At 55.5% G+C, this 12661-nt stretch carries 5 protein-coding genes, 5 tRNA genes and 4 rRNA genes; 12 read left to right on the top strand and 2 right to left on the bottom strand.

The features are described 5' to 3' along the window. Positions 1-347 precede the first annotated feature (347 nt). The 10 genes from SANT_RS20150 to birA all read left to right on the top strand — a co-directional run bounded on the left by SANT_RS20150 (position 348) and on the right by birA (position 9869). A 16S ribosomal RNA gene (locus SANT_RS20150) occupies positions 348-1889 on the top strand. Between the two features lie 75 nt (positions 1890-1964). After that, positions 1965-2041 (top strand) — tRNA-Ile (locus SANT_RS20145). A gap of 195 nt (positions 2042-2236) precedes the next feature. Further along, positions 2237-2312, top strand: a tRNA-Ala gene (locus tag SANT_RS20140). A gap of 440 nt (positions 2313-2752) precedes the next feature. Continuing rightward, positions 2753-5661, top strand: a 23S ribosomal RNA gene (locus tag SANT_RS20135). Between the two features lie 286 nt (positions 5662-5947). Beyond that, positions 5948-6063, top strand: a 5S ribosomal RNA gene (gene rrf / locus SANT_RS20130). Between the two features lie 48 nt (positions 6064-6111). Then, positions 6112-6187, top strand: a tRNA-Thr gene (locus SANT_RS20125). Between the two features lie 36 nt (positions 6188-6223). Then, positions 6224-6339: ribosomal RNA gene (gene rrf, locus SANT_RS20120) — 5S ribosomal RNA — on the top strand. The 16S, 23S and 5S rRNA genes sit together here with 3 tRNA genes alongside, the layout of an rRNA operon. Positions 6340-6927: 588 nt before the next feature. Beyond that, positions 6928-7734: a hypothetical protein gene (locus tag SANT_RS20115; RefSeq protein ID WP_025424023.1), complete on the top strand. Its 807-nt coding sequence runs from the start codon at positions 6928-6930 to the stop codon at positions 7732-7734. A 123-nt stretch (positions 7735-7857) separates the two neighbouring features. Beyond that, positions 7858-8913 carry a UDP-N-acetylmuramate dehydrogenase gene (murB, locus tag SANT_RS20110; protein WP_257720074.1) on the top strand — a complete coding sequence of 352 codons (1056 nt, stop codon included), beginning with the start codon at positions 7858-7860 and terminating at the stop codon, positions 8911-8913. Beyond that, positions 8910-9869, top strand: a complete 960-nt coding sequence (gene birA / locus SANT_RS20105; protein WP_025424021.1) for a bifunctional biotin--[acetyl-CoA-carboxylase] ligase/biotin operon repressor BirA — start codon at positions 8910-8912, stop codon at positions 9867-9869. The genes murB and birA overlap by 4 nt, the downstream gene beginning before the upstream one ends. 108 nt (positions 9870-9977) lie before the next feature. Here birA and pepE read toward each other — a convergent pair whose 3' ends face one another. Together pepE and coaA are read right to left on the bottom strand one after the other, a co-directional pair. Beyond that, positions 9978-10679, bottom strand: coding sequence for a dipeptidase PepE (gene pepE / locus SANT_RS20100; RefSeq protein WP_025424020.1), 702 nt, complete (start codon positions 10677-10679; stop codon positions 9978-9980). Positions 10680-11105: 426 nt separating this feature from the next. Further along, positions 11106-12056, bottom strand: a complete 951-nt coding sequence (gene coaA, locus SANT_RS20095; RefSeq protein WP_025424019.1) for a type I pantothenate kinase — start codon at positions 12054-12056, stop codon at positions 11106-11108. Positions 12057-12461: 405 nt separating this feature from the next. Between coaA and SANT_RS20090 the strand changes: the two genes are divergently transcribed. Both SANT_RS20090 and SANT_RS20085 read left to right on the top strand, forming a co-directional pair. Continuing rightward, positions 12462-12537 (top strand) — tRNA-Thr (locus SANT_RS20090). 10 nt (positions 12538-12547) lie between these two features. Beyond that, positions 12548-12632, top strand: a tRNA-Tyr gene (locus SANT_RS20085). Positions 12633-12661 lie beyond the last annotated feature (29 nt).

The following is a 12661-nucleotide window of genomic DNA, read 5'->3' as shown; positions in this document are numbered from 1 at the left end:
TTATCGCCAGTCGACGAAAAAGTTGCAATTAGCGCTTGTCACCGGCCGTGAAGGCCCTATAATGCGCCTCCACTGACCGGGAACAGTCGTTGCGACTTACCGGCTCAGCCAGAGGCAAGCGACCCGCGAAGGGCAAATAAAAGCTTGACTCTACAGCGGAAAAGCGTAATATACGCCACCCGCGCCGGTAGAGAAAATACCCTCCCGGCCACGCTCTTTAACAATTTATCAGACAATCTGTGTGGGCACTCACAAGACGATATCGATACACGAAATATCAAGTCTTGAAGAGTGAACAACGAATATTCATACGAATACCAGTTTTAATTCTTTGAGCATCAAGCTTTTAATTGAAGAGTTTGATCATGGCTCAGATTGAACGCTGGCGGCAGGCCTAACACATGCAAGTCGAGCGGCAGCGGAAAGAAGCTTGCTTCTTTGCCGGCGAGCGGCGGACGGGTGAGTAATGTCTGGGGATCTGCCCGATGGAGGGGGATAACTACTGGAAACGGTAGCTAATACCGCATAACGTCGCAAGACCAAAGTGGGGGACCTTCGGGCCTCACACCATCGGATGAACCCAGATGGGATTAGCTAGTAGGTGGGGTAATGGCTCACCTAGGCGACGATCCCTAGCTGGTCTGAGAGGATGACCAGCCACACTGGAACTGAGACACGGTCCAGACTCCTACGGGAGGCAGCAGTGGGGAATATTGCACAATGGGGGAAACCCTGATGCAGCCATGCCGCGTGTGTGAAGAAGGCCTTCGGGTTGTAAAGCACTTTCAGCGGGGAGGAAGGCGATGGCGTAAATAGCGCCATCGATTGACGTTACCCGCAGAAGAAGCACCGGCTAACTCCGTGCCAGCAGCCGCGGTAATACGGAGGGTGCGAGCGTTAATCGGAATTACTGGGCGTAAAGCGTACGCAGGCGGTCTGTTAAGTCAGATGTGAAATCCCCGGGCTCAACCTGGGAACTGCATTTGAAACTGGCAGGCTAGAGTCTCGTAGAGGGGGGTAGAATTCCAGGTGTAGCGGTGAAATGCGTAGAGATCTGGAGGAATACCGGTGGCGAAGGCGGCCCCCTGGACGAAGACTGACGCTCAGGTACGAAAGCGTGGGGAGCAAACAGGATTAGATACCCTGGTAGTCCACGCTGTAAACGATGTCGATTTGAAGGTTGTGGCCTTGAGCCGTGGCTTTCGGAGCTAACGCGTTAAATCGACCGCCTGGGGAGTACGGCCGCAAGGTTAAAACTCAAATGAATTGACGGGGGCCCGCACAAGCGGTGGAGCATGTGGTTTAATTCGATGCAACGCGAAGAACCTTACCTACTCTTGACATCCAGAGAACTTGGCAGAGATGCCTTGGTGCCTTCGGGAGCTCTGAGACAGGTGCTGCATGGCTGTCGTCAGCTCGTGTTGTGAAATGTTGGGTTAAGTCCCGCAACGAGCGCAACCCTTATCCTTTGTTGCCAGCGATTCGGTCGGGAACTCAAAGGAGACTGCCGGTGATAAACCGGAGGAAGGTGGGGATGACGTCAAGTCATCATGGCCCTTACGAGTAGGGCTACACACGTGCTACAATGGCGCATACAAAGAGAAGCGATCTCGCGAGAGTCAGCGGACCTCATAAAGTGCGTCGTAGTCCGGATTGGAGTCTGCAACTCGACTCCATGAAGTCGGAATCGCTAGTAATCGTGGATCAGAATGCCACGGTGAATACGTTCCCGGGCCTTGTACACACCGCCCGTCACACCATGGGAGTGGGTTGCAAAAGAAGTAGGTAGCTTAACCTTCGGGAGGGCGCTTACCACTTTGTGATTCATGACTGGGGTGAAGTCGTAACAAGGTAACCGTAGGGGAACCTGCGGTTGGATCACCTCCTTACCTAGACGATACGTTCAAGTGACGTGTCCACACAGATTGTCTGATAACTGTAACGAGCAAGTAAAAACCTTCTATAGGCTTGTAGCTCAGGTGGTTAGGGCGCACCCCTGATAAGGGTGAGGTCGGTGGTTCAAGTCCACTCAGGCCTACCAGTTCCGCTTATCCCGATGAATGAGACCGCAGCGTGTTGCCGCCAGGCAAGCGTGTCAGGCGGTGTCCGGCATGCGGCGAAAAGGGAGACTGGCTGTCGTCCTGTTTACTGACTGTGATGAACGAGGCATTACCTGTGCACGCAGGTAGGCGGACTCAGCGCGGGTGACCGACGGCATATGCAAGGTGAACGACTTGGGGCTATAGCTCAGCTGGGAGAGCGCCTGCTTTGCACGCAGGAGGTCAGCGGTTCGATCCCGCTTAGCTCCACCATTCCGTCATGGAATGTTTTTGTCATCCTGTGGGATGAGAGGTTTTTCTGTCGTTGACTTATTTCAGAGCGCGTTTATCGAGCGCGCTGCGAAATACCGCTCTTTAACAATCCGGAACAAGCTGAAAATTTGAAACACATGCTGAAGTGCAAACTCAGTATGCGAGTCTCTCAAACGAAGTAAGCAAACCTGAGATAACGCGTAAGCGTTATCACTGTAGCGCGACAGGCCTTGTCGTCTCCGTGGCGTCTTCACAGACGACGCCGGGTCTCGCCAGTATGGCGACACTCGAGCGAGACGGCGCGAACGGCTGAAAGCCCAGGCGCACGGCACGCAGGCACCGCAGTGGACTTGATGTCCATGAGGATGCCGAGTACCGCGCAACGCCGGATTTCGGTCGTGCAGCCCGTCGGACAAGGTGCAAACAGCTCAGGGTTGTGAGGTTAAGTGACTAAGCGTACACGGTGGATGCCTAGGCAGTCAGAGGCGATGAAGGACGTGCTAATCTGCGAAAAGCGCCGGTGAGCTGATATGAAGCGTTATCAGCCGGCGATGTCCGAATGGGGAAACCCGGTGCAATTCGTTGCATCATCGTTAAGTGAATCCATAGCTTAACGAAGCGAACCAGGGGAACTGAAACATCTCAGTACCCTGAGGAAAAGAAATCAACCGAGATTCCCCCAGTAGCGGCGAGCGAACGGGGAACAGCCCAGAGCCATCATCAGCTTGCGCATCAGGAGAACGGTCTGGAAAGTCCGGCGACAGAGGGTGATAGCCCCGTATCCGAAGGTGTGCTTGTTGTGAGCTCGATGAGTAGGGCGGGACACGTGATATCCTGTCTGAAGATGGGGGGACCATCCTCCAAGGCTAAATACTCCTGACTGACCGATAGTGAACCAGTACCGTGAGGGAAAGGCGAAAAGAACCCCGGCGAGGGGAGTGAAATAGAACCTGAAACCGTGTACGTACAAGCAGTGGGAGCATCCTTCGGGGTGTGACTGCGTACCTTTTGTATAATGGGTCAGCGACTTATATTCTGTAGCAAGGTTAACCGCATAGGGGAGCCGCAGGGAAACCGAGTCTTAACTGGGCGTCTAGTTGCAGGGTATAGACCCGAAACCCGGTGATCTAGCCATGGGCAGGTTGAAGGTTGGGTAACACTAACTGGAGGACCGAACCGACTAATGTTGAAAAATTAGCGGATGACTTGTGGCTGGGGGTGAAAGGCCAATCAAACCGGGAGATAGCTGGTTCTCCCCGAAAGCTATTTAGGTAGCGCCTCGTGACGTCATCTACGGGGGTAGAGCACTGTTTCGGCTAGGGGTCCATCCCGGATTACCAACCCGATGCAAACTGCGAATACCGTAGAATGTAATCACGGGAGACACACGGCGGGTGCTAACGTCCGTCGTGAAGAGGGAAACAACCCAGACCGCCAGCTAAGGTCCCAAAGTCATGGTTAAGTGGGAAACGATGTGGGAAGGCACAGACAGCCAGGATGTTGGCTTAGAAGCAGCCATCATTTAAAGAAAGCGTAATAGCTCACTGGTCGAGTCGGCCTGCGCGGAAGATGTAACGGGGCTAAACCATGCACCGAAGCTGCGGCAGCGACACGTAAGTGTTGTTGGGTAGGGGAGCGTTCTGTAAGCCTGCGAAGGTGGCCTGTGAGGGCTGCTGGAGGTATCAGAAGTGCGAATGCTGACATAAGTAACGATAAAGCGGGTGAAAAGCCCGCTCGCCGGAAGACCAAGGGTTCCTGTTCAACGTTAATCGGAGCAGGGTGAGTCGACCCCTAAGGCGAGGCCGAAAGGCGTAGTCGATGGGAAACAGGTTAATATTCCTGTACTGGGTGTGACTGCGAAGGGGGGACGGAGAAAGCTAGGTTCGCCGGGCGACGGTTGTCCCGGTTCAAGCGTGAAGGTGGAATGAGCAGGCAAATCCGCTCATTCTCAACACTGAGGCGTGATGACGAGCCACTACGGTGGTGAAGGAATTGATGCTACGCTTCCAGGAAAAGCCTCTAAGCTCCAGGTCACATCGAATCGTACCCCAAACCGACACAGGTGGTCAGGTAGAGAATACCCAGGCGCTTGAGAGAACTCGGGTGAAGGAACTAGGCAAAATGGTGCCGTAACTTCGGGAGAAGGCACGCTGGCATGTAGGTGGAGGGCCTTGCGCCCCGAGCTGAAGCCAGTCGCAGATACCAGCTGGCTGCAACTGTTTATTAAAAACACAGCACTGTGCAAACACGAAAGTGGACGTATACGGTGTGACGCCTGCCCGGTGCCGGAAGGTTAATTGATGGGGTTATCGCTTGCGAGAAGCTCTTGATCGAAGCCCCGGTAAACGGCGGCCGTAACTATAACGGTCCTAAGGTAGCGAAATTCCTTGTCGGGTAAGTTCCGACCTGCACGAATGGCGTAATGATGGCCAGGCTGTCTCCACCCGAGACTCAGTGAAATTGAACTCGCCGTGAAGATGCGGTGTACCCGCGGCAAGACGGAAAGACCCCGTGAACCTTTACTATAGCTTGACACTGAACATTGAGCCTTGATGTGTAGGATAGGTGGGAGGCTTTGAAGTGTGGACGCCAGTCTGCATGGAGCCAACCTTGAAATACCACCCTTTAATGTTTGATGTTCTCACTCAGGCCCGTTATCCGGGCCGAGGACAGTGTCTGGTGGGTAGTTTGACTGGGGCGGTCTCCTCCCAAAGTGTAACGGAGGAGCACGAAGGTTAGCTAATCACGGTCGGACATCGTGAGGTTAGTGCAAAGGCATAAGCTAGCTTGACTGCGAGAGTGACGGCTCGAGCAGGTGCGAAAGCAGGTCTTAGTGATCCGGTGGTTCTGAATGGAAGGGCCATCGCTCAACGGATAAAAGGTACTCCGGGGATAACAGGCTGATACCGCCCAAGAGTTCATATCGACGGCGGTGTTTGGCACCTCGATGTCGGCTCATCACATCCTGGGGCTGAAGTAGGTCCCAAGGGTATGGCTGTTCGCCATTTAAAGTGGTACGCGAGCTGGGTTTAGAACGTCGTGAGACAGTTCGGTCCCTATCTGCCGTGGGCGCTGGAAGATTGAGAGGGGCTGCTCCTAGTACGAGAGGACCGGAGTGGACGCACCACTGGTGTTCGGGTTGTCATGCCAATGGCATTGCCCGGTAGCTACGTGCGGAAGAGATAACCGCTGAAAGCATCTAAGCGGGAAACTTGCCTCGAGATGAGTCTTCCCTGAGGCCTAGAGCCTCCTGAAGGGACGTTAAAGACGATGACGTTGATAGGTCGGGTGTGTAAGCGCTGCGAGGCGTTGAGCTAACCGATACTAATGACCCGTGAGACTTAACCTTACAACACCTGAGCTGTTTGAGAGCGAGCGTGAGACGAGAGCGAAAGCGAACGTTGACGCTCAAAGCGCAGGCGGATGACACCGCCGACACCCGCGCCAACCGCAGGCCAGATATGGCCGCGAAAGGCATAAGCCACACCGACCCCGGTGCGGCGGCAGGGCGTGCAGCGTGCGCAAGAGACAAGACATTATCAGCGATGTTCCGGATAACGCCCGACGGTCACGTGAGTGAGGGTCGGGCAGCAAGAGCCTTCTGCACGGCGAAAGCGGTGCGGACAACGAATTTGCCTGGCGGCACTAGCGCGGTGGTCCCACCTGACCCCATGCCGAACTCAGAAGTGAAACGCCGTAGCGCCGATGGTAGTGTGGGGTCTCCCCATGCGAGAGTAGGGAACTGCCAGGCATCCAATCAAGAAGCCCTCTGGTAGCCCGGGGTGACGACAAGAAGCACGCTGATATGGCTCAGTTGGTAGAGCGCACCCTTGGTAAGGGTGAGGTCCCCAGTTCGACTCTGGGTATCAGCACCAGTCATTAAACGGTACGAGTTCGGCTGAAAGAATTTGCCTGGCGGCACTAGCGCGGTGGTCCCACCTGACCCCATGCCGAACTCAGAAGTGAAACGCCGTAGCGCCGATGGTAGTGTGGGGTCTCCCCATGCGAGAGTAGGGAACTGCCAGGCATCCATTTAAGAAGCCCTCTGCTAACGCAGAGGGCTTTTTTCTTGCCTCCGAGGCACGCGGTTGTCACGGTCAAGGCCGGGACGGCAGGGGCTATCAACGAGCCCTCGGCGCAAGCCGGGGGCTTTTTTTGGGCAACGGCGACCCGCCGCTAGGGACGGAACAGGCAGCGCGCCATAAGGAATCGCCCATGGGTAGCGCCGTAGGCGAACGCCAGTCTCGCGTCTTCGCCATGCGGCCACGTAGCATTGTTCTCCATCGGTCAGAAACCTCCCTCCTTGTACGGCGACCAATGACGGTCGATGCAGTCGCGCCGTAGTGATAAAAGGCGCATGCCAGCTGAATATTATAATGCATTGATATTGTTTGCTAAAACGCGACTCAAATCGATGGCCCAAGTCGTTCAAAAAAGATTAACCGTGAATATCGGTATTTGATAGTTGGCCATTCACTTTCATTATCTAATTGCCATAAGGTCAGGCACTCAATGCAGTGTATTTATTGGCCAAAAATTCAGCCTCGTAACGACTAAACAGCGACAGAAAGTGTGGATTGTTTGCCTCGTTAGAGGGAATGACTACGTATAATGAATGGAGATGAATATCTTGAGCAGCGTGAATTTTGGCTTCAGAACCGGCAGTTATAATTTGAGAGCCGCAGCTGATGATAAAATAGATAAGGACGCCTCCGCGCGCAGTAATCCTAACTCCGGGCTATGGAGCAAGATAAAAGAGATATTCCATAACGGAATCCTGAAATTTACCACTAAGAAACAAGGCAGCGGCGATAAAACGACTAAATCCATCCGTACGAACATTGTCTCTGCCTTCAATCCGACACTCGTAAGGCGACCCGCCGATGATTTTAAGGCATCAAATCATACGTGTTTGGGGGCTCCCCGTGGTGAGAGTGGTCCGCAATTGGACGTGGCGGTACAAGCATCTATTGAAAAAATGAAGGCTGTTTTTGTCGAAATGAGGCAAAGTCCGAAATTTGTCGAGGAGTGCCGCGAGACGGCGTATGCATTAGCGTTGAGCAATGCCAGTGATACCGTGCTAGCGCAGCGCGAAAAACATCCTGCGCTTTCTATCGATACTAAGACCGGGCTAGAGAAGTTAAACGCTGTTGCGTTCGACCGGAAGCTAACGGGAAGTCTAGGAAAGGACGGCAGATTAAGTCTCAAAGGTGCCGGCATGCACGCGCTATATGGTGTTTTTCAAAACAACATGTTGTTCACGGCTCCCGAAGCGAAATTAGGCGAGGAACATAAAGAACAGGTTTGCCGAGAAATCTATACGCTATGCGACACCGCCGACCATAAGCTAACCGGTTTCAAAACTGCACTGGACGCTGCGTACGATAAATGGGCTGTAGAGAATAAGTTGAAAAAATCGTAATCGGTGAATAAGCAGGACCAATAACGCTTCTCTTTGCTGTGTTAACGCTGTACAGGCACGCTCACGTCATAAAATGTCACTCGCTGCCTTCCTGTGCGATCGAGTAGACTAACGGCAACAAAAGTGAAGACGGATTATGTGATGATGACGGACAGTGGGGCGCTAAAGTCCCTGAACAGCTTTGCGATTGATGCGTTGGCGCGGCGCGTAATCGTTGCGCATACGGAGGCCGAGCTGTTCACGATCTGGCGGCAGGCGGCGGAGGACGCTACACCGGTGCTGATGTTGGGCGGCGGTAGTAATGTGTTGTTTCTGGAAAACTATGTTGGCACCGTGTTGCTAAACCGGATAGCGGGCGTAGCAATCGAAGAGCGTTCCGACGCTTGGCATTTGCACGTCGGCGCCGGGGAGGTGTGGCATGACCTGGTGCGTACCTGTCTCGAACAACACATGCCTGGTCTGGAGAACTTGGCGCTCATCCCCGGCTGCGTGGGTTCTGCACCAATCCAAAACATTGGCGCCTATGGCGTCGAGTTGCGTCAGTTTTGTGACTATGTTGACGTGCTGCAGTTGGCAACCGGCACCTTACGGCGTCTGAGCGCGGCTGAATGCCAATTCGGTTACCGCGACAGCATCTTTAAACACGCGTTGCGCGAAGGCCATGCCATTGTTGCGGTTGGCCTTCGGCTCGCCAAAGCCTGGCAACCGGTATTAACCTACGGCGATTTGGCCCGTCTGGACCCGCAGCAGGCCACTCCGCGGCAGATTTATGATGCGGTTTGCGCGATGCGTCGTGGGAAATTGCCCGATCCTGCGGTGCAGGGCAATGCCGGTAGTTTTTTCAAAAATCCGGTGATTGATGCTGTGAGAGCGGAACGATTGCTAAGCCGCTATCCTGATGCGCCCCATTACCCTCAGCCGGAAGGCGGAGTGAAGCTGGCGGCAGGTTGGCTTATCGATCGCTGTGGTCTCAAAGGCTATCGCCTCGGCGGCGCGGCGATTCATGACAAGCAGGCGCTGGTTTTGGTCAATGCCGATAATGCGTCGGGTAAGGATATCGCCGCGCTGGCGCGCTATGTGCGTCAAGAGGTTGCGGAACGCTTTGCCGTTTGGCTGGAGCCGGAAGTGCGCTTCATTGGCGCCAATGGCGAGGTGGATGCGGTGGGAGTATTAACATGAAAGACGTGACCATCCCGCTTAAGCTGATAAGTTTACTGGCCGATGGCGAGTTTCATTCCGGCGAGCAATTTGGTGCGGCGTTGGGAATGAGCCGCGCCGCCATCAACAAGCACGTTCAAACGGTGCGCGACTGGGGGGTGGATGTCTTTACGGTGCCCGGTAAAGGCTACCGTTTGCATGCGCCGCTGCAGTTATTGGATGAAGCCGCGATCCGTTCGCGCCTACCGTCGGGTCGCCTGGCGGTTCTGCCGGTTATTGACTCAACCAATCAATATTTGATCGAGCGTATCGGCACCTTAGCGCCGGGTGACGCCTGCGTGGCGGAATATCAGGCGCAGGGACGCGGTCGACGCGGTCGACAGTGGATTTCGCCGTTCGGCAATAATCTTTATCTGTCCCTTTATTGGCGTCTTGAGCAGGGTCCGGCGGCCGCCGGCGGCCTCAGTCTGATGGTCGGTATCGTCATGGCGGAGGTGCTGCAGCGACTGGGCGCTGAAGGGGTGCGCGTCAAATGGCCGAACGACCTGTATCTCAACGATCGCAAACTGGCCGGGATCTTGGTTGAGATTAACGGTAAGGCCGGCGATGCCGCCCATGTCGTGATCGGCGCCGGTATTAACCTGGCGATGCGCGAGCCTGCGGCGGGGATGATCGACCAGGGTTGGATCAATTTGCAGGAAGCGGGCATCGTCATCGATCGCAATGCGCTGGTCGCCGAATTGACCGCTACGCTGCGTCAGGCGCTGCGGCAGTTCGAGGGCGAGGGGTTCGCGCCCTTTGTCGCCCGCTGGCAGGCGTTGGATAACTTCTTTGACCGGCCGGTGAAATTACTCATTGGCGATCGGGAGATAAGGGGCATTGCGCGCGGCATCGACGCGCAAGGGGCCCTATTGTTGGAGCAGGACGGAGAACGCCACGCCTATTTGGGCGGAGAGATATCGCTACGCGGTCTTTAGCCGTAGCGTCCTGGCGGCGACGATGGCGGCAAACCCGTGCGATGCTTGGGCCCTGCCGCCGCCGGTTGTGCCGCGGCCTATTTCGGCGCCAAGCCGAACGCGGGGCATTTACTTCAACGTGATCGTACTTCCCGGCGTCAGCACGCCCGGCTCGGCCAAATCGGCGCGGTAAAGCGCCGCATCGTAAGGGCCGGCAAGCGTTGCCGCACCGTCGGCCACCGTTAACCAATCCCCCTCCGGCAGCCCTACCACCGTCATCTCCGGTCGTGCGCGCAAGAGTTCATCCAGCCGCTGTTGGCGGGTTTCGCCCTGATGGCCCGCGGGAAGTTGATTGGTATAATGGGGATTAATTTGAAAATTTATCAGCCCCAGCGCGTCAAAACCGCCTGGTTCGACAATCGGCATATCGTTAGTGGTGCAAAGGGTGGGGCAAGCCAGATTGGCGCCAGCGCTCCAGCCGATATAGGTCGCCCCTTCCTGTACCCGCCGGTGAATCGCGCGCAATAAGCCTCGGTCGCGACAATGTTTCACTAAATGGAAGGTGTTGCCGCCGCCGACGATGATGATCTCGGCAGTGGCGATAGCCGCACCCGCGTCCGCCGTCCTATGTATTCCCATGACGTCTACCCCCAGCGGCGTCAGCGCTTGCCTGACTTTATCGGTATAGGCGTCCCAATCGACGATGACGCCGGCAAAGGGCACAAACAGCGCCTGCCGTCGGCCCCGCAGCAGTTCGCCGATTGGCGCGATGGCGTGCTCCAGATAGCTTTTACCGGGACATGTAGAGTTGCTGAGTAGTAATAATTGCATTCACTCCCCCCTTAAAAAATCGACTCCGCCCAGTGTCGGGCAGATAAGATGTTATCTGCGTCGGTGGTCATTATCGCGCCTGCCGGCCCGAGCTGGCCAGGAAGACGGCCGGTTGCGGTTCAGGGCGCGCCGTCGCGGCCGGTCGGGTAGCGAGGACCGCATAATGGGCTCTCGTACGAGCCGCTGCGCGTCATGCTGTGCTCATAGGAGCGGGGCGACGACGCGGCAGAGGCGCGCCGGAGACATACCGTGTGAGCATCATACTACCTGGGGGAACATCTTGCGCCAATAAACAGGGCGGCTTAAGGAGCGAAAGCCGCGACGCGGACGCTGCAACGCGCCGGACAGGGTGTCAGGCGCTGAGGTGCGGGACGCTAGCGGGCGCGGTATCGGCGCCAACTGAGATGACCCGACGGCCGCGCGACGCTATTTGCGCAGCCGGACCCTCTCCACCGCATGATTGGCGCTTTTACCCAGGATCAAACTGGCGCGCTCGCGCGTGGGAAGAATGTTTTGTTGCAGATTGCGCCCGTTGATTTCAGTCCACAGCTGGCTGGCGATAGCCACCGCCTCTTGTTCGGAAAGTTGAGAATAATGGTGAAAATAGGAGTCGGGATCGGAAAACGCGCCCTGACGGAATTTCAGGAAACGATTGATATACCAGCTTTGCAGTAGCGCTTCAGGCGCATCGACATAGATGGAAAAGTCGACAAAGTCGGAGACAAACACGTGGTGCGGATCGTGGTTATAATCGCTGCCGCTTTGTAAAACATTCAGCCCCTCTAAGATCAAAATGTCCGGCTGAGAAATGACTTTTTGTTCGTCGGGGACGACGTCGTAGATCAAATGGGAATAGACCGGCGCGGTCACCCGCGGCGTTCCCGATTTCACTTTCGAGACGAAATTGACCAGGCTGCGGATATCATAAGACTCCGGGAAACCCTTCTTTTTCATGAGATCCCGCTGCTTGAGCACCTGGTTGGGATGCAAAAACCCGTCGGTCGTCACCAGCTCAACCGTACGGTGTTCGGGCCAGCGGCTCAGCAGCGCCTGCAGGACGCGCGCCGTGGTGCTTTTGCCGACCGCCACACTACCGGCGATACCGATGATATAGGGTATTCGCTGGCCGTCGGTACCGAGAAACTGCTCCAGCACCGCCTGGCGACGCAGATTGGAACTAATATAAAAGTTGAGCAGACGCGACAGCGGCAGGTAAATCTCCGCCACTTCATCAAGGGAGAGATCTTCATTAATCCCCTTCAGCTTGACGATTTCCGCCTCGGTGAGCGTCAGCGGCACGGAATTACGCAACGCGGCCCACTGTTTGCGGCTGAATTGCAGATATGGCGTGGGGGGAGATTGCACAGCTTTAGTCATAACGTGAGCCAGCCCGTTGCACAGTCTATTCAGGGCGCAGGACGCTAACCCGGAAAGAAAACAAGCTGCATAGTATAGACAGCTTCGCCCCTGTCGTAGAGTGTTTTTTCTGCCGCTGGAGAGGAATTGTGAACCTGACGGGGGATCCTCGACCGGTGCCGCCGCCTTCCCATCGCCGATGTACGATCAGGGAGGGATAAACGGGGCTATGCCGGGGCTGTACCCGTTACGCCGACAGTGCTACTATGCCGGCCAAAGCGTGATATCTCACTGCTTCGAGCATGAATAATAACCAATTTTGCGCGCCGTGTTGTGAAATTGGGTAATTTCTGAGCGAAAGTGCGATTTACGCGATTTTTTTGTTGCATAGGTCGTCCGCTCTACCTAGAATGCGCAGCACTTGATGCCGGCATAGCTCAGTTGGTAGAGCAACTGACTTGTAATCAGTAGGTCGAGGGTTCGACTCCTTCTGCCGGCACCAAAAAAAATCTGGTGGGGTTCCCGAGCGGCCAAAGGGAGCAGACTGTAAATCTGCCGTCACAGACTTCGAAGGTTCGAATCCTTCCCCCACCACCAAATTCGTATCAAGCACGATACACACCCGG

Origin of the sequence: Sodalis praecaptivus, assembly GCF_000517425.1 — a bacterium.
Taxonomy (GTDB): Bacteria; Pseudomonadota; Gammaproteobacteria; order Enterobacterales; family Enterobacteriaceae; genus Sodalis_A; species Sodalis_A praecaptivus.
Note: the sequence above shows the minus strand (reverse complement) of the source record. Positions and strands in the feature narration are given on the sequence as shown.